The organism is Neorhizobium tomejilense (genome assembly GCF_964254135.1).
Taxonomy (GTDB): Bacteria; Pseudomonadota; Alphaproteobacteria; order Rhizobiales; family Rhizobiaceae; genus Neorhizobium; species Neorhizobium tomejilense.
Genome location: NZ_CAXUSO020000002.1, coordinates 894,359 through 918,680, shown reverse-complemented (window position 1 = coordinate 918,680; position 24,322 = coordinate 894,359). Strand labels below are relative to the sequence as shown.

Genomic DNA, 24,322 nt, shown 5'->3' with positions numbered 1-24,322 from the left:
GGTTGCAGCATTTCATGAATTTGGCCACGGTTTTGGTCGGCGAATGCCGACCGGATCCTCCAATCAAGGCACGCTAACGCACCATCAAGGCCGGGATCAAAACCTAGAGAAGATCGTAGCTTTTCAGGATTTCTCTTATTTTCTCGTCCTGAGCCTTGTCTGGAAGCAGGGCAGGTTGCCTGCTCGCGCCGACTGAATTGTCCTGCAGGTAAAGCGAACGCTTGACCATGGCGGGCGCGAAACCCAGCGCATAAAGCTCCGTGCGAAAGGCGGTATAGATCGCCTGCTGACGCTCCGCTTCCGCGATATCGCCGGAGTTGAAGGCCGCAAGGATGCCGGCGAGCACGTGAGGCAGGGCGTTTCCGAGGCCTGATATGCAGCCAGCCGCACCGTTCTGCAGCGACCACAGGACGAGGTGGTCGGGACCGGAATAGACCTCGAAGCCCGGGTTTTCTTTCGAGACCTGAAGGTAGGCTGCCAGAGTTTCCTGAGCGCCGCCAGAATCCTTGATGCCGGCGATATTGCCGTGCCCGGCAAGCTTTGCGGCCGTCGCCGGCTCGATATGGTTCTGGGTCCGGGCCGGGATGTCATAGAGATAGACCGGCGTCTTGACCGTATCCGCGACCGTCGAGAAATGGCGGACCAGCCCGTCCTGTGTGCAGGCGATAAAGAAGGGGGTGATGACGGCGATGCCGTCGACGCCGATCCGGTCGAACTCTTTGGCCAGTTGCACCGTCTCGAATGTGGCCGGCATCCCGGCATTGACGATGACTTTGGCGCGACCCGCAACCTCGTCGACCACATGTTCGGTCAGCCGGATCTTCTCTTCGTGGGTGAGAGCCGTGAAATCACCATTGGTGCCGGCGCACATGATGTTGTTGCCCGCCGCCACCTGCCGGCGCACCTGGGCGCGGGTCGCCTCGAAATTGATCGTCTCGTCTTCGTTGAAGCAGGTCACGAGTGCGACAAAGGCATTTCTGGTCATTCAATCAACTCCGCTTATCCGCCGTCCGGCGGTGTGTCATGCACGTTTGAGACGGGCTGCCCGGTGTTCGGCCTGAACATCCGGGTCCGGATCGAGGCTCGCCGCCAGGAGCGCTTGTGTATAGGCTTCACGGGGGTTCTCGAAGATCTCCCGGACCGTTCCCAGTTCCACCACTTCGCCCCGCTGCATGACCATGACGTAGTCCGCGAAGTCGCGAACGACGGGCAGGTCGTGGGCAATGAAGATGAAGGAAATGCCCATGTCCCGGCGCAGCTTGTCGAGAAGCGCGATGACCTGGGCCTGCACCGACACGTCGAGCGCCGATACCGCCTCGTCGCAGACGATCAGCTGCGGTTCGAGCGCAAGCGCGCGGGCAATTGCAATCCTCTGCCGCTGGCCGCCGGAGAACTGGTGCGGGTAACGGCTCATGTGTTCGACTGAGAGGCCCACCTGCACCAGCAGTTCCGCGACCCGTTCCCGCCATTGGCGCTTTGGCAGAATGTCGGGATGGATGGCCCATGCTTCCGATACGAGCTGGAACACCGTCATGCGCGGATTGAGCGACTGGGTGGGATCCTGAAACACCATCTGGAGGTCGCGCCGCAGCTTGTAGAGTTCCGATGGTGAGAGCTGAAAAAGATCGCGCCCCTTCCAGTGCGCTGTACCTGCGTCCGGCTCGTCCAGCCTCAAAAGAACGCGGGCAAGCGTCGATTTGCCCGAGCCGCTTTCGCCGACGATCGCCATGGTCTCGCCGGCTCTCAGATCGAACGAGACACCCTTCAGCGCATCGAAGGAGCCGTAGCGTTTGTGTATGTCCCGGACGCTGAGCAGCGGCTCACCCGACAGCTGCGCGATGTGCATCTCGCCCTTTCCGGGGGCGGCGCCGATCAGCTTTTTGGTATAGGGATGCGCGGGGTTCTTGTAGACGTCGCGGACCGTGCCGGTCTCGACCAGCTCGCCTTTTTCCATGACGACCACGCGATCGGCGATTTCGGCCACCACGCCGAGATCGTGGGTGATGATCAGCACGCCCATGCCGGTTTCCCGCTGCAGCTCCTTCAAGAGCGCCAGCACCTCGGCCTGGACCGTCACGTCGAGCGCGGTGGTCGGCTCATCGGCGATCAGCAGGTCGGGGCGCAGTGCAAGCGCCATCGCAATCATCACACGCTGACGCTGGCCGCCGGAAAATTCGTGCGGATATTTGCCCATGGCGCCTTCCGGATCGGGAATGCCGACCCGCGTCAACAGGCGCACCGCTTCGCTCCTGGCCTGTTCGGCCGGCATGCCGTGTGTCGTCATCGCCTCGCGAATCTGCCATCCGACGGTATAGACCGGGTTCAGATGGCTGAGCGGGTCCTGAAAGATCATCGCGATCCGCCGGCCGTTTGCCTCGCGGCGCGCCTGGGGCGGCATGGTCAGCAGGTCCTTGCCGTCAAGCAGGATCTGCCCGGCGCTGATCCGGCCGGGCGGCATGTCGATGAGGTTCATGATCGCGGCTGACGAAACCGACTTGCCCGATCCGCTCTCGCCGAGGATCGCCAGCGTCTCGCCGCGGTCGAGATGATAGGAGATGTTTCGCACGGCATGCACGACGCCAGCGGCCGTGTGGAACTCGACCGAGAGGTTGCGGACTTCCAGCAGGTGCTCAGCCATTCTTTCGGCCTTTCATTTCCAGGCGCCAGCGCTGAACGGGGTCGAGCGCGATGCGCAGCCAGTTCGACAAAAGGTTGAGCGACAGGGTGGTCATGATGATCGCCAGTCCGGGCCAGAACGAGAGCCACCAGGCATTGGTCAGATACTGGCGCCCTTGGGAAATCATCAGCCCCCAGGTGATCGCGGGCGGCTGGATGCCGATACCGAGGAAGGACAGCGCGCTTTCGGCAAGCATGACATAGGCGAAGTCCAGCGTCGCCAGTGTCGTGAGCGTCGGGAAAACCACCGGCAGGATGTGACGGAACAGGATGCGGTTCTGCGAAGCACCCATCACCCGTGCTGCCTGCACGAACATCCGCTCACGGATTTCCAGCACCTCGGCGCGGGTGGTGCGCAGGTAAACGGGGATGCGGGTGATCGACAGGACGGCGACCAGGTTCAGGATCGAGGAACCCAGGAGATAAAGGACGATCACCGCGATCAACAGCGAGGGGAAGGACATGATCACGTCCGCCAGGCGCATGATCACCTGCCCGATGCGGGGTGATGAAAAGCCGGCGACGAGGCCGAGCAGCGTGCCGGTGACCGACGACAGGATCACCGCGCCGGCGGCGACCATGATCGTATTCTGTGTGGCGACGATGATGCGGGCGAGCAGCGGCCGGCCGAGAGCGTCGGCCCCCATCCACCATACCCATTCACGGCTCCAGTCGAACGGCGCGAGGTTGCGGCCGCGCAGGTTCTGTTTGGTGGCGAGTTCACCGAGCCAGGATGGCCCGATCAGGGCAAGCACGATGATGACGAGCAGGAAGATTACTGCGCAGAGCGCGAATTTGTCGGCCCAGAGCATCCGCGCCATACGGACCGGGAACGGGGGCTCGTGGGTGATCGTCGTATCGGAAGTGGAAACACTCATCGTTGCGCTCCTCAATGACGGATGCGCGGATCGAGAAGCGCATAGGCAAGGTCGATCAGCAGGTTCATGAGGAAGATCGCCAGCGCGGTCACCAGGATCGCGGCAAGGACGACGTTGAAATCCCGCTGCAGGATCGAGTCGATCATCAGTTTGCCGACACCGGGAAAACCGAAGATCGTCTCGACCACCACGGCGCCGTTCAGGAGGCTTGCGGCCTGGTCCCCGATGACGGTGATGACCGGCAGCATGGCGTTGCGCAGGGCGTGGACGAAGATGATCGGACCGGCCTTGACGCCTTTTGCGCGGGCCGTCTTCACATAAGCGGAGGACAGCGCGCCGATCATCGAGCCGCGCACCACCTGGACGATGATGCCGAAGGGACGGACGAACAGCACGCCGATCGGCAGGATCCAGTGCAGGATCGAGCCGGTTCCGGAGGTCGGCAGCCATGCGAGGTTCACGGAGAAGACGACGATCGCGACGATGGCCAGCCAGAAATCCGGGACCGAGGCGCCAACGAGTGAGATGATCGAGGAGAGCCGGTCGAAGAAGCCACCGGAACGAAAGGCGGCGAGCGAGCCGACGACGATGGCGGCTGCCGTGACGAGCGACATGGTGATCACGGCAAGCCAGAGCGTCCACACGAAGGCTTCCGTCACCACGCCCAGCGCCGGCCGTGCCTTGCGGAGCGATTCACCGAGATCCCCGGTTACCACATCGCCGACATAACGTCCGAACTGCACCATCAGCGGATCGTTCAACCCGTGAAGCTCGCGGAACTGCTGCTTCATTTCGGCCGAAGCCTCGACGGGCAGGAAGAGAGCGGCCGGATCGCCGGTCAGGCGGGACAGGAAGAACACCAGCACGAGCAGCCCGACCAGTGAAATCAAGCTCGCCACGGAGCGCTTACGAATGAAACTGAGCATGTCGCCCTCGACTATTATGGCGGCGGATGGGTACCCGCCGCCTTTGGGTCGTGATTGGAAATCCGGCAGCCGGTTTCCGCTGACTATTTGATGCCGATCTCGGACAATTGCAGCATCGAATTTGTAGCGATGGTCGGTTTGAACTCGATACGCGGCGAAACGCGCGAGAAGCCGACCATGTGGAAGAGAAGGGCGTCTGCCACCACGTCGTCATGCAGGTAGGCGATCAGCTGCGACCAGAGCTTCGCACGTTCGTCGCCGACTGCCGCCGAGGCGCGCTTGATCAGGTCATCGACCTTGGGGTCGGAAAAGCCCGACTGCGTCCCTTGCGAGGCATATTTGAAGAACATGGTGAAGGACGGATCACCCTTGGAATTGTCGTGCATGGCGGCGACGATGATCGGGCCACGACCTTCCTTGAAGGGCTTGGAATAGTAGCTCTCGTGCTCGGCCACTTCCACGAACTTCAGATCGACCTTGAAGCCGACTTCCTGGAGCTGCGACTGAACCGCTTCCATGATTTCGGTGACGTTCGGGAAGTTTGCCGTGCGGGCGATCAGCGTGATCGGTGTATCGACCTTCACGCCGGCGGCCTTGGCCTCCGCGAGAAGCTTCTTGGCGCCTGCCGGATCATAGGGGAACACCTTGACGTTCGGGTTCCAGCCCTGCGTGGTCGGCGGAACCAGCGCCGTTGCGAGCACAGCACCATCCGGCACCAGAGTGCCGATGAACGCCTGGCGATCGATGGCCAGATTGAGCGCCCTGCGAACCCGCACGTCGTTCAGCGGCTGAATGTTGTGGTCGAGACGCAGATAGACCGTCTCGCTGTCGAGATAGGAGAAGTCGGTCTTCGGATCGGTTGCGTCCAGCTGCGAGATCGACGGAGAAAGGTCCGCTTCACCGGCCTTCACCATCGCCGCACGCACGGACGGATCGGAGCGGAACAGATAGGTCGCCTCGGTCACCTGCGGCTTGGCGCCCCAGTAGTCGCTGCGGGCGGCCAGCACGATCTGCTGACCCGGCGTCCAGTTCTTCAGCGCATAGGGGCCGGTTCCGATCGGTTCGCGAATGAATGCGAGCGGAGTTTCTTCCGGGACGATCGTCACCAGCGACATCAGCAAAGGCAGGATCGGCTGGGCCGGGTCGGCCTTGAAATCGATCGTGTTGGGATCGACGACATTGGCGCTGATCTTCATGCCGCCGAAATAGCGGCGGGATTCGCAGGCGTTCTTGTCGCTCATCACGCGATCGAAGCTGTGCTTCACGTCCTTGGCGTCGAACGTCGTCCCGTTGGAGAACTTGACGCCCTGGCGGAGATGGAACCGCCAGCTGCCGTCCTGGGTCTGCTCCCATTTTTCGGCAAGGCGCGGCATGACGCCCTTCTTGCCGCGTACATCGAGCTCCGTCAGGGTTTCGCTGACATTCTCCATGATGATACGACCGATATTGGAACGGGTCGCCATGCACGGCTCCAGCAGATCGGCTTCTTCGGGCAGCACGATCTTGATAGGACCGGACCCCGCGTAAGCCGGCGCAAGCGCAGATCCAAGGATCAGCGCGGTCATCAGCATCTTCTTCATGTGGTTCACCTCCCAAGTGAATATAAATTGATCAGACACCGTTCCGATCGACCTGCCGTGGCCCGGTGGATGAACGGCTGATTTGGTGATTGGCGAGCCGACCCGTGAAGGAAGACCGATGGCGATTTGGAGGCTCTGTCGTGGAATGTTCGGATCTTGCACCGAAAATTTCCCCGACGGCAGGGCCACCTATTTCGCTGCACCGCGATCGCCTACTCCTCCTGTGCTATTCTCCTCCAAACCATGTTCCGTCCCGCGCACTTTGTCAAATTGTTTTGCGATGTAATTTTTTACGAAAAATTCTTTCGTAAAAATATCATTATTTCCCATATAGTTATGTTGTTAGTGATACTCGAAAACCGTGGCTTGTGGGCATTATAAAACTTGACAACTTTGTGTTTCTGGCAATTCTCAGTGCCGAGAGGAGAGCTTTATGAGCCCTGATGAAATAGCGGCAGCAATGACCGGCACGGTACGGATGGTGACCGCCGGCAGGCGCGAAGCCTTCCTGCCTTCCCCCATGGTGCAGAACCACGCAAGCTTCCTGCATCTCCTGGCAGACGGCGCGTTGATCTGCGCCTGGTTCGGTGGCTCGCTGGAAGGCAAGTCCGACATATCCATTTTCGCCTCCGTCCTGGTGCCGTCCTCGGGCCTCTGGGGTTCGCCGCAGAGGTTGAGCTTCGATGACGCACATTCCGAGCAGAACCCGGTTCTGTTTGCCGCGCCCGACGCCCGGCTTTGGCTTTTCCACACGTCGCAGCCTTCCGGCAACCAGGATGAATGCCGTATCCGCATGGCCGAGATCCGGCGTGATCAAAGCGACCCGACACGGCTGGCCGCGGAGGCGGGCGGTTATCTCGACCTGCCGAAAGGATGTTTTATCCGGGCTCCGCTGACGGTGCGGGATGACGGCGCATGGCTTCTGCCGATCTTCCGCTGCGTCCAGCGGCCGGGCCAGAAGTGGAATGGAAGCCATGACACGGCGGCGATCGGGATATCCACAGATGCCGGGAAAACCTGGCGCCTCGAAGAATTGCCGCAATCGACCGGCTGCGTCCACATGAGTCCCGTCGCCTTGCCGGCAGCCGGTCATGCGGCATTTTTCCGCCGAAGGCAGGCGGATTTCGTCTACCGGAGCGAAAGCGCCGATGGCGGCCGATCCTGGTCGGTGCCCGAGGCAACGGATGTGCCGAACAACAATTCCTCGATCGCGGTTATTCGCCTGAGCGATGGCCGGCTGGCGATGATCTGCAATCCGGTAAGCGCGGCTCAGTCCGGCGATCGCCGTGCTTCGCTTTACGATGAACTCGGCGAGAGTGATGAACGGCCCGATGCCGATCCCACCGGCGGTTGCGTGCCGGTTTGGGGCGTGCCGCGTGCGCCGGTTTGTGTCTGTATTTCGAATGATGGTGGTTTAAGCTTCCCAGTCCGCATTCTGATTGAAGATGGACCAGGCACCTGCCTGTCCAACGATTCCACCGACGGTCGGAACAAGGAAATGTCCTATCCGTGGCTACTGGAAGCGCCGGACGGGACCCTGCACATCGCCTATACCTATCACAGGCGGGCAATCAAATACGTGAGCCTGGCTTCGGGCTGGGCAGACGCGACTGACGGGAGAATTTGATGAGCAATATCATTGGTATCACCATGGGAGACCCCTGTGGCGTCGGTCCGGAAGTAACAGTCAAGGCGCTGGCCGAGATGTCGGACGCCGATCGATCCGCAACACGGGTCTATGGCAATCTGCTGACGCTGGAGGCGGCCCGCGATGCGGTCGGGGTCGCGCTCGACCTCACGCCTTACGTGGTCGATCTCCCGGTGGAGGGAGCGCCTCTGCCCTGGGGGCAGTTGTCAGCGGTCGCCGGCGATGCGGCGTTCCGCTTCATCGAGCGCGCCGTACGCGATGCCGAGGCCGGCTCGATCGGCTGCATCGTCACCGCGCCGATCAACAAGGAAGCGCTCAACCTTGCGGGTCATCACTACGATGGCCATACAGGCATGCTGCGCAGCCTCACCGGCTCGGCAGCGGCATACATGCTGCTGGCGTCGGACCGTCTGAAGGTGATCCATGTCTCCACGCATGTTTCCCTGCAGGAGGCTATCCGGCGCGCCACGACGGAACGGGTTCTGGCGACGATCCGCGCCGGTGACGCGCATCTGAAGCGGATCGGTTATGAACGTCCGCGCATTGCGGTTGCCGGCATCAATCCCCATTGCGGCGAAAACGGCCTCTTCGGTACGGAGGACGACGATCAGATCGCGCCGGCCGTGGCGGCTGCCCGCGCCGAAGGCATCGAGGTTCACGGTCCGATTTCCGCCGATACGGTTTTTCACCGGGCCTATTCGGGCGGCTTCGATCTGGTCGTCGCGCAGTATCACGATCAGGGCCATATCCCGATCAAGCTGGTCGCCTTCGACACGGCCGTCAACGTTTCCGTCGATCTGCCGATCGACCGCACCTCTGTCGATCACGGTACCGCGTTCGATATCGCCGGCAAGGGGATCGCCAATCACGGCAACATGAATTCTGCCATCGCCTACGCGCGCAAGCTCGTGGCGGGGGCCCGGTAAGGAAAGCGTCATGGCCATTGCACCCATCACACTCCACCAGCCGCTGCGCCTCGCCGTCGGGGCCGGCACGATCAGCCAGGTTGGCGTCTGGGCTGGCGACGTCGCCTCGACCCTGGTCATCGCGACGCCGATCACGGCTGGTTTTGCCGACCGTCTGCGGTTACCCGGCCGATTTTCCGTATTCGACGCCATTCCGGGCGAGCCGGATACCTTGACGCTGGATGCCGCGCTGGCTGCTGCCCGCAAGGCTCGTCCGCAACTGATCGTCGGGCTTGGCGGTGGATCGGTGCTGGACGTCGCCAAGCTTGTTGCGGTGCTGTGGGATTCCGAGCAGAACCTCGAAGACGTTGCCGGTCCCAATCGCGTCGCCGGTCGCCGCACGCGGCTTGCACAGGTCGCGACCACCGCGGGTACCGGCTCGGAGGCCGGCATCCGTTCGCTCATCACCGATCCGGTCAAGCGGACCAAGATCGCGGTTGAAAGCCCGCACATGATCGCGGATTTCGCGGTGCTCGATCCTGAACTGACCTATTCGGTGCCTCCGGCGGTGACCGCCGCGACGGGTGTCGATGCCATGGCGCATTGCGTCGAAGCCTTCACCAACCGCCGCGCCCATCCGATGATCGACGGCTTTGCGCGCATGGGATTCGGGCTTGTCGGCCGATATCTGGCGCGGGCGGTGAAGGACGGGCAGGATACGGAGGCGCGCGAAGGACTGATGCTTGCTTCCTATTACGGCGGCATTTGCCTCGGCCCCGTCAATACTGCGGCCGGCCACGCAATCGCCTATCCACTGGGGACGCGGCTCAACCTGCCGCACGGCCTGGCCAATGCCATCGTTTTCCCGCATGTGCTAGCTTTCAACCAGTCTGTCGCTGCTGCGAAGACCGCGGAAGTGGCGGCAGCACTCGGTCTCGGTGACAATCTCTCCTCCGACGAATTGCGATCGTCAGCATGCCACTTCTGCGGAGCGCTTGGCATCCAGATGTCGCTGGCGGCTCACGGCGCCCGGCAGGAGGAGTTTCCCCTCTACGCTTCGGAGGCGCATGCGATCCGTCGGCTGATGGATAACAACCCGGCAGAAATGAGTGTCCGCGATGTGCTGGGTATCTACGAGGCGGCATTTTGAAGTGACGATCATCCGGCTGCGAGTGGCCGGATGACATCTACGGGTTTCACCGGTGCGACGATTGAAACAGCCGTTCCCGTGAACCTTTCAAGTGGTCCAGCATCAACTGCCGCGCCGCTTCCTGGTCTCCGCGTGTGATTGCATCGGCGATCGCCTCGTGCTCGCCGAACACCTTCGCCAGCCCGGTTGCCTCTCTTTTCACGGAGGCTCCGTGGAATTTCATCCCCACGGCAATGTGATCCTTCAGGGCCTCCATCGCCGTCGAGAAGTAGCTGTTCTGAGCCGCCCGCGCGATAGCCAGATGGAACTGGTAGTCGGCGTCTTCGCGATGGGCCTGGCGGTTCGTGGCATCGCGCAGCAATTCCAGGGCCCGCTTTATGGCCGCCAGGCTTTCCTTGTCGTGACGCACTGCCGCCGCTGCGGCCGCCGCAGGTTCAAGCGTCATGCGAAACTCATAACAGTTGAGGAGATCGGCGACATTTTCCAGCTGGCCGAATCCGAGCGGTTCACGCAGGCCGAGCGCACGCACGAAGCTGCCGGCGCCGCGTCTCGAATAGATCAGTCCCTGCTCGCGCAACCGTCTCAGCGCTTCCCGGATGATCGGCCTCGACACTTCGAACTCGTTGGCCAGTTCATGTTCGGTCGGCAACCGTTCGTCCGGCCTGTATGCTCCCGACTTGATCGCGCGCAACATCCGCTCAAAGACGATATCGGGAAGGCCCTTGCGGGCAGTGCCGCTCTCAAGCCCCATCGTTCAACCCTTCTCGCCCATGGCTATTCTTGCTATCTCGCACAATGTGCCCGGCGTGCCGAATCCGCCGGATTTGGCGATGATGCATTGGCCATCGATATAAGCCAAGCCAAGGCCCGGCAGACATTCGCCGAGAAGCTGGAATCGCGAGACATTCATTGCCTTCAGGACAGCTTCGGCAGTCGCGCCGCCCGACAGAAGCAGAGTGGCGACCGGTGCCGTCATGTCCGGGACTATGCTGGCCGCCAACCGGTCCGATACCAGAAGCGGCGGATCGTCCTTTCCATCCGGCGTGGCCTGAACCAGCGTCACGGAATGCTGCGGCGGTGCGATCCTCTCCGGGTGCCCGTTCGGCGCGGCAATATAGTCAGGCACGACCGCCCGCCGCAATTCCTCGACTTGCGCCAGCGTGATCGGATCTCTCGAGCCGATGACGAAAAGGGCAGGGCCGGGTTCAGGGAGAGCCGGTTCGGCGACCTGACGGCCGGTCATGTGACAGGCCAGCGCCTCGGCGAGACCCCTGGCGCCGACAAGAAGATCTGCCCCGGCCTCGCGGCCAATTGCCAGAGCCGCAGACATGTCTTCCTGTGAAAGCGTATCGGGAATGATGGCGCGTCCGGCATGAACGCCAAGCGCGTCGGCGACCTTCAACGGCTTGTCCAGGCCGAAACCTTCGACATGTCCCGTTCGGACATTCCGTCCGAAGTCAGGTATCGCAGGCGCGACCAGCGCCAGATGAAAAGGCGTCGCGTCGAGCTCGGCGGCGATATTGCCCTTGAGGCGGGAATCGATCTTCTTGAACAGGACGATGTCCGACGGCAGGCACGACAGGGCCGCCGCAGTTGCCTGCCGCGCAGCCTCCGACTCGACTTCCCGAGATCCGAGGTTGACTGAAAGAACCGCGGGCCTCAGTTGCAAGGCCGCTCCGATAGCCTCGATGCTCAACGCGATTTCAGTATGCAAACCCCTGCCGGCAAACGGCGCCGCGCAATCAAGCGCGCCAGTCAGGTCGTCGGCAAGAATAACCAGCATAATGGACCACATAATCTGTTGTTATCTTTTTGAGCGAAATTTGCTCATATTGTCAATTGTATAACAGCAGTATTTGACAAATTGTGTCGTCGCGCGGGCGCCGGATGGATTGGCCAGACCGTATTTTTGCGGGCCTTCACTTGCTGTAATTTGGCGTCCCTTTGCAGAGCGAAATCTGCTCGTTTGACGCGGGAGGCGGAGCGCGCCCGGCCTGTAGTCTTTTTGAAATCCTGCGCTAGATTAAATGGCACTCTAAGGCAGGGGGCTTCGGTGAGCAGGCAGGGCAATGACGTTCAGCGCAGTGGCATGGATTCGGATGACCTTTCCGACGTAGATGTGGCGGTGATGGCGGACGAAGACGCCCGCGCCCTGCTTGAAGCTCTCCTGGCGATGAGACGGGGAGACTTTTCGGTCCGGATGCGGTCTGACATGACCGGCGTCACCGGAAAAATTGCAGATACATTGAACGACATCATCGCGGCCAACCAGAAAATGGCGGCGCAGCTCGAAAATGTCGGTCAGGTGGTCGGGCGGGATGGCCGCACCAGCACCCGGGTCAGATTTGGCCTCTCCGATGGAGCCTGGGCGGACATGGAAGGGTCGATCAACACCCTGATCGACGATTTGCTGTGGCCGACGACGGCGGTTACCCGGACGATCACGGCGGTCGCAAAAGGCGACCTCCTGCAAACGGTTCCGCTTGACGTCGATGGGAGACCCTTGAAAGGGGAATTCCTGCGTTCGGCCGAGATCGTCAACACGATGATCAAGCAGCTGAGCGTGTTCACGTCCGAAGTGACGCGCGTCGCCCGCGAGGTTGGCACGGATGGCAAACTGGGTGGGCAGGCTCAGGTTCCGGAAGTGACCGGCGTCTGGAAAGACCTGACCGAGAGCGTCAATTCGATGGCTTCGAACCTGACCGCTCAAGTCCGCAATATCGCAGACGTCACGATTGCGGTCGCCAACGGCGATCTTTCCAAAAAGATCACCGTCGATGTCCGCGGCGAAATCCTGCAGCTGAAGGAGGCCATCAACACGATGGTCGACCAGCTCCGCTCCTTTGCATCGGAAGTGACGCGCGTTGCCCGGGAGGTCGGCACGGAAGGAAAGCTGGGGGGCCAGGCGCTCGTACCGGGGGTTGCCGGCACGTGGAAGGATTTGACCGACTCGGTCAACGCAATGTGCGGCAACCTGACGGCGCAGGTGCGAAACATCGCCCAGGTCACGACCGCCGTCGCCCGCGGCGACCTTTCGAGAAAGATCACCGTCGACGTGTCCGGCGAAATCCTTGAATTGAAGGAAACCATCAATACGATGGTGGACCAGCTCAACGGCTTTGCCGGCGAGGTGACGCGCGTTGCCCGCGAAGTCGGCACCGAAGGCCGCCTCGGCGGCCAGGCCCAGGTGCCGGGCGTCGCCGGAACCTGGAAAGACCTCACCGACAACGTCAACTCCATGGCGTCCAATCTGACGGCCCAGGTGCGAAACATCGCCGAAGTGTCGACGGCGATCGCCAATGGCGACTTGTCGAAGAAGATCACGGTTACAGTTTCGGGGGAAATCCTGGAGCTGAAGGAAACCATCAACACGATGGTGGATCAGCTGAACGCCTTCGCCTCGGAAGTGACCCGCGTTGCCCGCGAAGTGGGAACGGAGGGTCGGCTCGGCGGCCAGGCAAACGTTCGCGGCGTCGCCGGCACCTGGAAGGATCTGACCGAGAACGTCAACTCCATGGCCGGGAACCTGACGGCACAGGTCCGCAACATCGCCGAGGTCTCCACGGCGATCGCCAATGGCGACTTGTCCAAAAAGATTACCGTCGATGTGAAGGGTGAAATCCTGGAGCTCAAGGAGACCATCAACACGATGGTCGACCAACTCAACGCATTTGCCTCCGAAGTGACGCGCGTTGCGCGCGAAGTGGGGACCGAAGGCCGGCTTGGCGGCCAGGCCAACGTGCGCGGCGTCGCGGGAACCTGGAAGGACCTGACGGACTCGGTCAACTCGATGGCCTCCAACCTGACCGGTCAGGTGCGCAACATCGCCGAAGTTGCGACCGCCGTCGCCCAGGGCGACCTGTCGAAGAAGATTACCGTGACGGTGTCCGGCGAAATTCTGGAACTCAAGGAAACCATCAACACGATGGTGGACCAGCTCAACGGCTTTGCCGGGGAGGTGACGCGTGTCGCCCGAGAGGTCGGGACGGAGGGGCGTCTTGGGGGCCAGGCGAACGTTCTGGGTGTCGCCGGCACATGGAAGGATCTGACGGATTCGGTGAACTCGATGGCGGGCAATCTGACGGCCCAGGTCCGCAACATCGCCGAGGTCTCGACGGCGATCGCCAACGGCGACCTGTCGCGCAAGATCACCGTCGACGTGAAGGGTGAAATCCTTCAGCTGAAGGAGACGCTGAACACGATGGTGGACCAGCTCAACCGGTTCGCCTCGGAAGTGACGCGTGTGGCGCGCGAAGTGGGTACCGAAGGCAAGCTCGGCGGCCAGGCTCAGGTGCCCGGCGTTGCCGGCACCTGGAAGGATCTGACCGAGAACGTCAACTCGATGGCCTCCAACCTGACAGGTCAGGTGCGAAACATCGCCGAAGTGACGACCGCGGTCGCGCGAGGAGACCTGTCGCGCAAGATCACTGTCGACGTGAAGGGTGAAATCCTCGAACTGAAGAACACCATCAACACGATGGTGGACCAGCTCAACGCCTTCGCCGGCGAAGTAACGCGCGTTGCACGCGAGGTTGGCACCGAAGGCAAGCTCGGCGGCCAGGCGCAGGTGTCGGGTGTCGCCGGCACCTGGAAGGACCTGACCGACAGCGTCAACTCGATGGCCGGCAACCTGACGGCCCAGGTCCGCAATATCGCCGAGGTCGCCACCGCGATCGCCAATGGCGACTTGTCACGCAAGATCACCGTCGACGTTCGTGGCGAAATCCTGCTGCTGAAGGACACGCTCAACACCATGGTCGACCAGCTGCGGTCGTTCGCGGGCGAAGTGACGCGCGTGGCGCGCGAGGTCGGCACCGACGGCCGCCTTGGCGGCCAGGCCGTCGTGCCGGGCGTCGCGGGAACCTGGAAGGATCTGACCGACAACGTCAACCTGCTTGCCGCCAATCTCACCACGCAGGTCCGCAACATCGCCGAAGTCACGACCGCCGTTGCGCGAGGCGACCTGTCGCGCAAGATCACGGTGGATGTGAAGGGCGAAATCCTGGAACTCAAAAACACCATCAACACGATGGTGGATCAGCTGAACGCCTTTGCGGGCGAAGTCACCCGCGTGGCGCGCGAGGTCGGCACCGAGGGCAAGCTCGGCGGCCAGGCGCAGGTGCCGGGCGTCGCGGGGACGTGGAAGGACTTGACCGACACGGTCAACGTCATGGCCGCCAACCTGACCGAACAGGTGCGCGGCATCGTCAAGGTGGTGACGGCGGTTGCCAACGGCGATCTCAAGCAGAACCTCACCGTCGCATCCAAGGGCGAGGTCGCAGCGCTTGCCGAAACCATCAACAACATGACCAATACGCTCGCGACCTTCGCCGACCAGGTCACCACGGTGGCTCGCGAAGTGGGCGTCGAAGGCCGTCTTGGCGGTCAGGCGAACGTGCCGGGCACTGCCGGTACATGGAAAGACCTGACGGGTAACGTCAACCTACTGGCGGCCAACCTCACCACCCAGGTCCGGGCTATCGCCGAGGTGGCAACCGCCGTCACCAAAGGCGACCTGACGCGGTCGATCCAGGTGGAAGCGCGCGGAGAAGTCGCCGAGCTCAAGGACAACATCAATACGATGATCGGCAATCTGCGCCTGACGACGGAGCAGAATACCGAACAGGACTGGCTGAAGACGAACCTGGCGAGATTCACCAACATGCTCCAGGGCCAGCGCGACCTGACGCTGGTCGGGAAGATGCTGCTTTCGGAACTGGCGCCTCTCGTCGGGGCACATCAAGGCGTGATCTATCAGGTGGACGCGGAGGATCGCCAGCCAACCCTGTCTCTACTGTCCAGTTACGCGGACGGGGTCGGCGCGGCACATCCGCGGCGTCTGGAGTTCGGTCAGGGCCTGGTGGGGCAATGCGCCATCGATGCCCGTCGCATTCTGGTGACCAATCTTCCAGACAATGTCGTTCCCATCAGCTCGGGGGTTTTCTCGACCCTTCCCAAGAGCGCCATCGTTCTGCCGGTTCACTTCGAAGGACAGGTCAAGGCGGTGATCGAACTTGCTTCAGCCGGCGAATTCACCGAGCTGCAGCTTTCCTTCCTCGACCAGCTGACGACCTCGATCGGCATCGTACTCAACTCGATCGAGGCGACGATGCAGACGGAAGGCCTGCTCAAGCAGTCTCAACAGCTTGCGACCGAGCTTCAGACGCAGCAGAGGGAATTGCAGCAGACCAACGAACAGCTTGAGCAAAAGGCGCAGCAGCTCGAAGAACGAAACGTCGAGGTCGAGGCGAAGAACCAGGAAATCGAGCAGGCGCGTCGCGCGCTGGAAGAAAAGGCGACCGAGCTGGCGCTGACATCGAAATACAAATCCGAGTTCCTCGCCAACATGTCGCACGAGCTGCGCACGCCGCTCAACTCGATCCTGATCCTCGGCCAGCAGCTGGGAGAAAATCCCGACGGCAACCTCTCCTCCAAGCAGGTGGAGTTTGCAAAGACGATCCATGGCGCCGGCACCGATCTCCTCAACCTGATCAGCGATATTCTCGACCTCTCCAAGATCGAGTCGGGGACCGTTTCGGTCGATGCCGAGGAGATATTCATCACCAACCTGCTGGAGATGATGTCGAGGCCGTTCCGGCATGAGGCGGAAAACCGCGATCTCAGCTATACGGTCGAAATCGGCGAAGAGGTGCCGAGAAGCATCATTACCGACTCCAAGCGGCTGCAGCAGATCCTCAAGAACCTGTTGTCCAACGCCTTCAAGTTCACCGCGCAAGGCGGCGTCACGCTGAAAGTCGCTCCCGTGACGGAAGGCTGGTCCCTGGATCATCCTTCTCTCAAACATGCGCCATCGGTGATCGCCTTCGAAGTATCCGATACCGGTATCGGCATCCCGCCCGAAAAGCAGCGCATCATATTCGAGGCGTTCCAACAGGCGGATGCCTCGACCAGCCGGAAATACGGGGGCACCGGGCTAGGTCTTGCGATCAGCCGCGAGCTCGCGAGCCTGCTTGGCGGCGAAATCCAGCTGCGCAGCACGCCCGGTGTCGGCAGCACGTTCATCCTCTACCTGCCGCTGACATATGTCGGCGCTTCCCCGGCGCCAAAATACCTACCGGCACAAAGCAATGTGGTTCAGCTCGCGGAAGCGGCCGCAGCACGACGTGCCGACAAATCCGCCGAACAAGTCGACGACGATCGCGGCGAGATAAACCCCGGGGATGCGGTTCTATTGATCGTCGAGGATGATCCTCATTACGCCCGGGTGCTTGTCGATCTGGCCCATGACAGCGGGTTCAAGGTCCTGGTCGCCACGCGCGGCAGCGAAGCGTTGAATTTCGCGCAGGAATACAAACCCGCCGCGATATCCCTCGACATCTTCCTGCCGGACATGCTCGGCTGGACGGTGCTGAGCCAGCTCAAGCAGAGCGCGGCGACGCGGCATATTCCGGTCCAGATCATCAGCCTTGACGAGGACCGTCAGCATGGCCTCACGCGCGGCGCCTTCGCCTTCATGAGCAAGCCCACGACCAGTGAAAGCCTCGGAAAGGCATTCCTGCGGCTGAAGAACTATGCCGAACCACGTCGCAAGCGGCTTCTGCTCGTTGAAGACAGCGAGGCGGAGCGGCTGAGCGTGACCGCCCTGCTCAGCCATGACGACATCGACATCGAAAGTGTAGGCTCGGGCGCCGAAGCGCTGGCCGCGCTGAAGCAGGACCCGGCCGACTGCGTCGTTCTCGATCTCACCCTGCCTGACATGTCCGGCTTCGAAGTTCTCGAAAGGATCCGCGACGACAGTGACATTGCCGAGGTTCCGGTCGTGGTGTTCACGGGCCGCGAGCTTTCGCCGGAAGAGGACGCCCAGCTACACACGATGGCGCGCAGCGTCGTCGTGAAAGGTGTGGAGTCGCCCGAGCGTCTTCTGGATGAGACCGCACTATTTCTCCACCGGGTCGTGGCCGATATGCCGGCCGCGAAGCAAGCGATGCTTGAAGAACTTCACAGTTCCGACGAGGATCTGATCGGGGAGACCGTTCTGCTGGTGGATGACGACGCCCGCAATATCTTTGCTCTCAGCAGCGTTCTGGAACGCCGCGGAATGCGGGTTCTGACAGCGACGACCGGCAGCGAAGCCATCGACGTCATTCACAAGGAGCGGGCTGTTGCGATCGTCCTGATGGACATCATGATGCCGGGAATGGACGGCTACGAAACAATGCAGGTGATCCGCTCGGACCCCAGGTTCCGGCGCCTGCCCATTCTTGCGCTGACCGCAAAGGCGATGAAGGGAGACCGCGAAAAGTGCCTGGAGGCGGGTGCGTCGGACTATCTGGCAAAGCCGGTCAATACGGAGCAATTGCTTTCCGCGCTCCGCATGTGGTTGCATCGCTAGGGACATGGCCATGAACCCCGTCAATATCCTTCTCGTGGACGATCAGCCGGCAAAGCTCCTGAGCTATGAGGTCGTGCTGCAGGAGCTTGGCGAAAATCTGATCAAGGCCCAGTCGGGCAGGGAGGCCCTGGAACATCTCCTGCGCAACGATATCGCGGTCATTCTCGTGGATGTCTGCATGCCGGAGCAGGACGGCTTCGAGCTCGTCAGCATGATCAGGGAGCACCCCCGATACCAGCATACGGCGATCATTTTTGTGTCGGCCGTCATGATGGCGGAACCGGACCGGCTGCGCGGCTATGCGGCGGGTGCCGTAGACTATGTCTCCGTACCCATCGTTCCGGAAGTTCTGCGGGCCAAGGTCCGGGTATTCGCCGACCTGTACCGGAAGACGAGGGAACTGGAGCGGTTGAATGCCGACCTCGAGGACAGGGTTCGGGAACGCACCGCCGAACTCGAAGCGTCCTCGAACCAGCTCCGTCAGCTCAATGAAGACCTTGAGGAACGGATCGACCAGAGGACGCGCGAGCGCGAAGAAGCGCTTGCTCAATTGTTCGAGGCGCAAAAGCTGGACACGATCGGTCAGCTGACCGGTGGCGTCGCCCACGATTTCAACAACCTGCTGATGGCGGTGCTGGGTAGCTTGAACCTCCTGAAGAAGCGGCTTCCAATCGACGAGAAGAGCGAGCGGCTGATCGCCAATGCGATACAGGCGGCCGAGCGCGGCGCGGCTTTGACCCAACGGCTGCTGGCATTCGCGCGCCGCCAGGAATTGAAGCCGCACGCGGTCGATTTCGCCGAACTCTTCGAAAACATTCAGGACCTGCTGAGCAAGGCGCTGGGACCTGGGGTCGATATCAGAAAAGATATTCCGCCACGGCTTCCGCAGTTGTTGGTTGATAGCAATCAGCTCGAGCTTGCTCTGCTCAATCTGTTCGTCAACGCCCGGGACGCGATGATCGGGGGCGGCACGATCATGGTGTCCGCGGAAGAGAAAGATGTCTCGAGGCACGGCAGCCTGGCCACGGGTCGATACGTGCGGATTTCGGTGTCCGACACCGGAGAAGGCATGGACGAAGCGACGGTGACCCGCGCGACCGAGCCGTTTTTCACGACGAAAGGGCCTGGAAAGGGGACGGGTCTCGGCCTTTCCATGGTGCACGGTCTTGCGGCTCAATCGGGCGGCATCCTGGACCTGTCCAGCGTGAAGGGAGAAGGAACGACGGTGTCTTTGTGGTTGCCGGTCGCCGAAAATATTGCGGTGGCGGCGTCGTCACCGGAGGCTACATCGCCAGACGCTGCTCCCAATGTGCCGCATGCGCTGACGGTGCTTGTGGTCGACGACGATACGCTCGTCAGCATGGGGACGTCGGCAATGCTGGAGGATCTTGGCCATGTCGCCACGGAGGCATCCTCGGCCGCCGCCGCACTCGAGATCCTTGGCTCCGACCAGACGTTCGACCTTGTCATCACGGACCACGCCATGCCGGGCATGACCGGCGCGGAACTGGCACGCCGGATCCTCGCCTCCTATCCGGGCTTGCCGGTGATCCTCGCCTCTGGATATGTTGAACTGCACGAAGATCAAGGGCTTTCAGATCTCCCGCGGATGATGAAGCCGTTCACTCAAGAGCAACTTCAGACGGCAGTGCATCGCGCGGTGGCTGAGCGGGCGACGGCCGCCTGAGCGATCCTTTCGGGCTCCGCGACTGTCTGTCCTGTTCAGACCGGTAGCCAGCCCGCGGCGAGGGGGTGATCTGCGGAAAGCGGCAGGCGTACGACCTGGCCTTCCCTTGCCGACGCGTAGATCGCCGTCACAAGCTCGATCGAGTGATAACTTTCCTGAAGCGACGGCAGATAGAGGTCAGGTTCGCCGGTGAGACGTGCATGGACATCTGCGAAGAGTCCCGGAAATCGCGGAAGGACATCGGGTATGTCTCGCGTTGCCGCATCGACCTCGGGCTGCCGCGAGGGGTCGGTTGCTTCGAACTTCCACGGTCCTGCCCCTATCTGATAGGGCTCCGTGCCCGACGTGACCGTGACATGCTCGAAACACATCCTCAGCCGCGAACTGTTTCCGGCGGCACCCAAGGTGACCGAGGAGGTGATCAGCGCGCCCGCTGCCGTGCGCATCGAAAGCACGGCGCAATCTTCGGTCTCGATGGGATTGACGCGGGTATCGAGGAAGGCGGCAACCTCCACGACATCTCCCGCGAGATGAGTCGTCAGGTTGTGGATATGGCACGCATGACTGACGAGCACGCCGCCGAGCTCGCCTTTCCAGGTGCCCCGCCAGCGCTCTGCGTAATAATCGGAGCCGCGTTGCCAGTGTGTCTCCAGGGCCACCACGTAAGGCCTGCCCAGCAGGCCCCGGATCTTCAATTCGTGCGCAGCCCGGTAGCCGGCGCCATAACGATACTGGAATACGGGAAAGACCTGCCGCCCCGTTCGTGCGGCAAGGTCGGCGATCCGGCGCACCTCGGTTATTGAACCGGCAAGGGGCTTTTCGCAGACCACGTGCTTTCCTGCTTCCAGTGCGGCAAGCGTCATCGGCGCGTGCAGCTGTGGCGGCAGGCAGATGTCGACCAGATCCACGGAGGGGTCGGCGAAGACCTCGCTGATGTCGGCAACGACCCGGCTACCCGGAGCCTGTTGCGCCGCATCCTCGGCGCGAGGCAGGTTGAGGTCACAGACGTAATGGACGTCGAAAAGATCGGCCAATTGCGCATAGGCGGAGATATGGGCCTTGCCTATACCCGCGCCGATGACGGCGACACGGATGCGCTTCGTCATCGGTCTGTTTTCTCTTCGGCGAGGAGTTGCGCCTGCAGTCCCAATCGGGTCGCGAGAAACGCATGGGACTGGGTCATGGCCGTATCGGTGCGCCTTTCCACATCGGCAACCAGGCGGGCGAAGAATGGCTTTCCGGCGCCTTTCGCCTCGAAACGCTGGACGCCCGACTTGTCGACCAGAAAAACGTGGTCCTGACCGTCGCGACCGGCAATATCGATGTATTTGCGCAGCTCGATATAACCTTCCGTCCCCAGAATGGTCATCCGGCCGTCGCCCCAGACGGGAAGACCGTCGGGCGTCAGCCAATCGACCCGGGCATAACCCCGGCCGCCATTGCCCTCCAGCAGAACTTCGCCGAAATCCTGAAATCCAGGCCGATCCGGATTTGCGACATTGGTCACATGGGCGGAAACAACGCGTGCCTCGGTCGATCCAGTATAATGCAGGAACTGGTCGAACTGATGGGCACAGATATCGGCGAGGATTCCGCCGCAGCGGGTCCTGTCCCAGAACCAATCCGGCCTGAGATGCGCATTCAAGCGATGCGGTCCAAGACCAACTGTCTGAACGACCTTGCCGATCCGGCCTTCGGCGACCAGCTGATCCGCCAGGGTGGCGCTCTCGACGGAGACGCGTTCGGAAAAGGATACGACCCAGCGCCGCCCGGTGTCCGAGACAGAGCGCTGGATGTCTGCCAGCTGTTCCAGACTGGTGCAGCCGGGTTTATCGACCAGAACGTCCTTGCCGTGCCCCATCGCCGCCACTGCGATATCGGCGCGTTCGCTGTTGATCGCCGCCGACAGGACAAGGCCAATGCTCTCGTCGTCGAGGATGGCCTGCATCGGCCGGGCCGGCAGATCCGGATAGGTTTCCTGGAATGTCTTGCGGACCGCCTCCGGCGTCTCCTCGCCGGTCGTCCATGCAACGAGCGTGGCGCCGGCGTCCAGCATGCCGTTGATCATGCCGTAGATATGTCCGTGGTCTATGCCGATGACGCCGATGCGAAGGTTAAAAGCCATGGGAACTACCTGTTCAGGTGGATGCCGCGAGCGCGAAGCATGGATTGGATGTTGACGAGCGAACCCGTCTCGATGGAAGCGTTGGCGGCGATGCCGGTGAGGATGGACCAGGCGCCGGCAACATGATCTGAGGCACGGCCATAGGGATCGGGCTGCATGCTCTCCGGATCGAAGATATAACCCAGCATGACCGGATCCGCGCCGCCGTGATCCCCCGCAGCCTTCGGAACGGCAAGCCGGCGCGGAGGCTCGCCGGCCAGGTGAAGTTCCGTGGTGATCGCATCTTCATCCGCATGGGCGCGTTTGCCGCCGAATACCCCATGGACTTCGACATGGCGATGGGTGATGTCGCCCTTGGTGCCCTGGAACTTGATCTCCAACCCTTCCCAGGGTGAATAGGCCGTCAGGGTGTAATTGGCGGTGACGCCCGAAGCGTAGCGGATATGCGCCTGCATCGTATCTTCGATGCCGATCTCTTCGTCGAACACGCAAAGGTCGCGGAAATAGCCGTCTTCGTGCTCAGCCTCGACATAGAGATTGCGCAGGTTTTCGTCGGCGGCAAGGTCGAGCCGGAAATCGCACTTGTGGGCCACGGGACAGTCGCTGCAGCGTGGCCCGCGGCCCGCGAGGCCAAGTTCCACCGCCGTTTCCGGTCGATAAAACACCCGACGGCCGGAGGCGAGGACTTCTGCCGGCGCGGTCCCCAACCACCAATTGAGAAGATCGAAATGGTGGGTTGATTTATGGACCAGGAGCCCGCCGGAATTCTCCTTCTGGCGATGCCAGCGGCGGAAATAATCGGCGCCGTGAACCCGATCGAGGTGCCAGCGGAAATCGACCGTCGTCACCGTGCCGATCGCGCCGGACGAAATCAGCTCCTTGATCTGGGTGCGCGCCGGCGAATAGCGGTAGTTGAAGGTCACGGTGACCTTCCGGCCGGTGCGCGCCTGGGCATCGACGATCTGCTTGAGACGGCTGAGATCGATCGTCAGCGGCTTTTCGCAAATGACGTCGCAGCCGGCCTCGAAGGCACGGACGATATAATCGGCATGCAGGAAATCCGGCGTCGCGACGACAATCGTATCCGGCTTCTGCTCCGCAATCAGCCGGTCGAAATCGGCGGCGAGATAGGTCGCGACACCGTTCGTCCCGGGCTTTGAAGCCGCTCGCGCCGCTTCGCTGAGGCGATGCGCGTTGCTGTCGCAAAGTGCAACAATCTCATGTTTATCGGCATAATCTTCAACAACGGAATTGCGGAACATCTGATGCCGTGAACCGCATCCAACAATGGCGATCTTCACTGTGTCTGGCTTTCGTTATGAGTGGGTTCGAGGCGTTTGCCTGCGCCATCGAAATAGTGGAGGTCGGAGAGGTCGAAACCGATGGTGACCGGATCACCCATTCGATAGGGCACTCGCCCATTGTCGCTGGCCAGCAGGACCTGGCCTGAAGACAGGGTGATATGCAGCAAGGTCTCGCTGCCAAGGTATTCCACCAGCCGGATCGTGCCTTCGCCCGTGACATCGCCATTGCCGATGCGCAGAGACGAAGGCCGCACGCACAAAGTCAGCGCCTGATCGGCGGTCGGAAGCTCGGCAATCGCAAAATCGGGCATGCCGGCCACCGACACCACGGTCCTGCCCGCGTGGCGCGTCGCTTTCGCCTGCAGCATGTTGATCTTCGGAGAGCCGATGAAGCCCGCTACGAAGAGGTTTTGCGGCCGGGTATAGAGTTCCTGGGGCGTGCCGAGCTGCTCGATCTTGCCACCCCGGAGAACCACGATGCGGCTTGCCATGGTCATCGCTTCCACCTGGTCATGGGTCACATAGATCATGGTGGTGCCGAGGCGGGCGTAGAGCGAGGCCAGTTCCGCCCGCATCTGCACGCGCAGTTCCGCGTCCAGATTGGAAAGCGGCTCGTCGAACAGGAAAAGCTGCGGCTCGCGCACGATCGACCTGCCGATGGCCACCCGCTGCTTCTGGCCGCCGGAAAGCTGTCGAGGCTTGCGGTCCATGAGCTGCTCGATTTGCAGAATGCGCGCGACCTCTGCCACCCGCCGCTCCACCTCGGTGCGCGAGACCTTGAAGTTCTGCAGACCGAAGGCCAGGTTCTTGCGAACGCTCATATGAGGATAAAGAGCGTAGCTTTGAAAGACCATGGAAAGCTCGCGCTTCGAGGCGGGCAGATCGTTGACGACCTTTCCGCCGATCGAGATCGTTCCTTCGCTGATGTCTTCGAGGCCCGCGATCATCCGCAGGAGCGTCGACTTTCCGCAACCCGATGGACCAACGAGGACAAGAAACTCGCCGTCGTGGATGTCCAGATTCAGCCCCTGGATGATGGAGAGCGCCCCGTAGCGCTTGCCGACGTTTCGAAGCGTCAATCCTGCCATGC

16 protein-coding genes are annotated in these 24,322 nt (G+C 61.8%); 5 read left to right on the top strand and 11 right to left on the bottom strand.

All coding sequences use genetic code 11. The annotated features are described in order from the left end of the window. Window positions 1–103: 103 nt before the first annotated feature. The 5 genes from ACSQ3G_RS27070 to ACSQ3G_RS27050 form a co-directional block, all read right to left on the bottom strand. Entirely contained in the window at window positions 104–985 is an 882-nt protein-coding gene (locus tag ACSQ3G_RS27070) for a dihydrodipicolinate synthase family protein (RefSeq protein WP_436112449.1), read from the bottom strand. A 36-nt stretch (window positions 986–1,021) separates the two neighbouring features. Beyond that, window positions 1,022–2,638 (bottom strand): ABC transporter ATP-binding protein, encoded by a 1,617-nt coding sequence (locus ACSQ3G_RS27065; RefSeq protein WP_436112448.1) that lies wholly within the window; start codon window positions 2,636–2,638, stop codon window positions 1,022–1,024. Continuing rightward, on the bottom strand, window positions 2,631–3,554 hold the full coding sequence (locus tag ACSQ3G_RS27060) for an ABC transporter permease (RefSeq protein ID WP_436112447.1): 924 nt from the start codon (window positions 3,552–3,554) through the stop codon (window positions 2,631–2,633). The genes ACSQ3G_RS27065 and ACSQ3G_RS27060 overlap by 8 nt, the downstream gene beginning before the upstream one ends. Before the next feature lie 11 nt (window positions 3,555–3,565). Further along, a complete protein-coding gene (locus tag ACSQ3G_RS27055) occupies window positions 3,566–4,480 on the bottom strand; it encodes an ABC transporter permease (RefSeq protein ID WP_436112446.1) in 915 nt (304 codons plus the stop codon). Between the two features lie 83 nt (window positions 4,481–4,563). After that, a complete protein-coding gene (locus tag ACSQ3G_RS27050) occupies window positions 4,564–6,060 on the bottom strand; it encodes an ABC transporter substrate-binding protein (protein ID WP_436112445.1) in 1,497 nt (498 codons plus the stop codon). Between the two features lie 433 nt (window positions 6,061–6,493). On the opposite strand from ACSQ3G_RS27050, the gene ACSQ3G_RS27045 reads away from it, so the two are divergent. The 3 genes from ACSQ3G_RS27045 to ACSQ3G_RS27035 are packed head-to-tail and all read left to right on the top strand — an operon-like array spanning window position 6,494 to window position 9,763. Continuing rightward, window positions 6,494–7,687 carry a sialidase family protein gene (locus ACSQ3G_RS27045; protein ID WP_436112444.1) on the top strand — a complete coding sequence of 398 codons (1,194 nt, stop codon included), beginning with the start codon at window positions 6,494–6,496 and terminating at the stop codon, window positions 7,685–7,687. Continuing rightward, on the top strand, window positions 7,687–8,634 hold the full coding sequence (gene pdxA, locus ACSQ3G_RS27040; RefSeq protein WP_436112443.1) for a 4-hydroxythreonine-4-phosphate dehydrogenase PdxA: 948 nt from the start codon (window positions 7,687–7,689) through the stop codon (window positions 8,632–8,634). The genes ACSQ3G_RS27045 and pdxA overlap by 1 nt, the downstream gene beginning before the upstream one ends. A gap of 10 nt (window positions 8,635–8,644) precedes the next feature. After that, the gene (locus tag ACSQ3G_RS27035; protein ID WP_436112442.1) at window positions 8,645–9,763 is read left to right on the top strand and encodes an iron-containing alcohol dehydrogenase; all 1,119 of its coding nucleotides are present in this window, start codon (window positions 8,645–8,647) and stop codon (window positions 9,761–9,763) included. 46 nt (window positions 9,764–9,809) lie between these two features. Here the strand turns inward: ACSQ3G_RS27035 and ACSQ3G_RS27030 are convergent, their stop codons facing one another. Together ACSQ3G_RS27030 and ACSQ3G_RS27025 are read right to left on the bottom strand one after the other, a co-directional pair. Continuing rightward, complete coding sequence (locus ACSQ3G_RS27030) at window positions 9,810–10,514, bottom strand: FadR/GntR family transcriptional regulator (protein WP_436112441.1); 705 nt, start codon at window positions 10,512–10,514, stop codon at window positions 9,810–9,812. A 3-nt stretch (window positions 10,515–10,517) separates the two neighbouring features. Continuing rightward, window positions 10,518–11,546 (bottom strand): four-carbon acid sugar kinase family protein, encoded by a 1,029-nt coding sequence (locus tag ACSQ3G_RS27025; protein ID WP_436112440.1) that lies wholly within the window; start codon window positions 11,544–11,546, stop codon window positions 10,518–10,520. A 306-nt stretch (window positions 11,547–11,852) separates the two neighbouring features. Between ACSQ3G_RS27025 and ACSQ3G_RS27020 the strand changes: the two genes are divergently transcribed. Both ACSQ3G_RS27020 and ACSQ3G_RS27015 read left to right on the top strand, forming a co-directional pair. Beyond that, a complete protein-coding gene (locus tag ACSQ3G_RS27020) occupies window positions 11,853–18,116 on the top strand; it encodes a HAMP domain-containing protein (protein WP_436113202.1) in 6,264 nt (2,087 codons plus the stop codon). Between the two features lie 10 nt (window positions 18,117–18,126). Beyond that, window positions 18,127–19,803, top strand: a complete 1,677-nt coding sequence (locus ACSQ3G_RS27015; RefSeq protein ID WP_436112439.1) for a response regulator — start codon at window positions 18,127–18,129, stop codon at window positions 19,801–19,803. Window positions 19,804–19,838: 35 nt separating this feature from the next. Here the strand turns inward: ACSQ3G_RS27015 and ACSQ3G_RS27010 are convergent, their stop codons facing one another. From ACSQ3G_RS27010 to ACSQ3G_RS26995, 4 genes are read right to left on the bottom strand one after another with little or no spacing between them, the layout of a single operon-like run. Next, a complete protein-coding gene (locus ACSQ3G_RS27010; protein ID WP_436112438.1) occupies window positions 19,839–20,909 on the bottom strand; it encodes a Gfo/Idh/MocA family protein in 1,071 nt (356 codons plus the stop codon). Beyond that, complete coding sequence (locus ACSQ3G_RS27005; protein ID WP_436112437.1) at window positions 20,906–21,928, bottom strand: Gfo/Idh/MocA family protein; 1,023 nt, start codon at window positions 21,926–21,928, stop codon at window positions 20,906–20,908. Before ACSQ3G_RS27005 ends, ACSQ3G_RS27010 begins: the two co-directional genes overlap by 4 nt. A gap of 5 nt (window positions 21,929–21,933) precedes the next feature. Then, window positions 21,934–23,190 carry a Gfo/Idh/MocA family protein gene (locus tag ACSQ3G_RS27000; protein WP_436112436.1) on the bottom strand — a complete coding sequence of 419 codons (1,257 nt, stop codon included), beginning with the start codon at window positions 23,188–23,190 and terminating at the stop codon, window positions 21,934–21,936. Window positions 23,191–23,225: 35 nt separating this feature from the next. Then, window positions 23,226–24,320, bottom strand: a complete 1,095-nt coding sequence (locus ACSQ3G_RS26995; protein WP_436112435.1) for an ABC transporter ATP-binding protein — start codon at window positions 24,318–24,320, stop codon at window positions 23,226–23,228. Between the last annotated feature and the right edge of the window lie 2 nt (window positions 24,321–24,322).

Bases quoted from the DNA above. Each gene is read 5' to 3' on its own strand.
- ACSQ3G_RS27025 (WP_436112440.1), bottom strand. From the start codon at position 11,546: ATGCTGGTTATTCTTGCCGACGACCTGACTGGCGCGCTTGATTGCGCG.
- ACSQ3G_RS26995 (WP_436112435.1), bottom strand. From the start codon at position 24,320: ATGGCAGGATTGACGCTTCGAAACGTCGGCAAGCGCTACGGGGCGCTC.
- ACSQ3G_RS27045 (WP_436112444.1), top strand. From the start codon at position 6,494: ATGAGCCCTGATGAAATAGCGGCAGCAATGACCGGCACGGTACGGATG.
- pdxA (WP_436112443.1), top strand. From the start codon at position 7,687: ATGAGCAATATCATTGGTATCACCATGGGAGACCCCTGTGGCGTCGGT.
- ACSQ3G_RS27065 (WP_436112448.1), bottom strand. From the start codon at position 2,638: ATGGCTGAGCACCTGCTGGAAGTCCGCAACCTCTCGGTCGAGTTCCAC.
- ACSQ3G_RS27005 (WP_436112437.1), bottom strand. From the start codon at position 21,928: ATGGCTTTTAACCTTCGCATCGGCGTCATCGGCATAGACCACGGACAT.
- ACSQ3G_RS27020 (WP_436113202.1), top strand. From the start codon at position 11,853: ATGGATTCGGATGACCTTTCCGACGTAGATGTGGCGGTGATGGCGGAC.
- ACSQ3G_RS27060 (WP_436112447.1), bottom strand. From the start codon at position 3,554: ATGAGTGTTTCCACTTCCGATACGACGATCACCCACGAGCCCCCGTTC.
- ACSQ3G_RS27055 (WP_436112446.1), bottom strand. From the start codon at position 4,480: ATGCTCAGTTTCATTCGTAAGCGCTCCGTGGCGAGCTTGATTTCACTG.
- ACSQ3G_RS27050 (WP_436112445.1), bottom strand. From the start codon at position 6,060: ATGAAGAAGATGCTGATGACCGCGCTGATCCTTGGATCTGCGCTTGCG.
- ACSQ3G_RS27000 (WP_436112436.1), bottom strand. From the start codon at position 23,190: ATGTTCCGCAATTCCGTTGTTGAAGATTATGCCGATAAACATGAGATT.
- ACSQ3G_RS27035 (WP_436112442.1), top strand. From the start codon at position 8,645: ATGGCCATTGCACCCATCACACTCCACCAGCCGCTGCGCCTCGCCGTC.
- ACSQ3G_RS27015 (WP_436112439.1), top strand. From the start codon at position 18,127: ATGAACCCCGTCAATATCCTTCTCGTGGACGATCAGCCGGCAAAGCTC.
- ACSQ3G_RS27030 (WP_436112441.1), bottom strand. From the start codon at position 10,514: ATGGGGCTTGAGAGCGGCACTGCCCGCAAGGGCCTTCCCGATATCGTC.
- ACSQ3G_RS27010 (WP_436112438.1), bottom strand. From the start codon at position 20,909: ATGACGAAGCGCATCCGTGTCGCCGTCATCGGCGCGGGTATAGGCAAG.
- ACSQ3G_RS27070 (WP_436112449.1), bottom strand. From the start codon at position 985: ATGACCAGAAATGCCTTTGTCGCACTCGTGACCTGCTTCAACGAAGAC.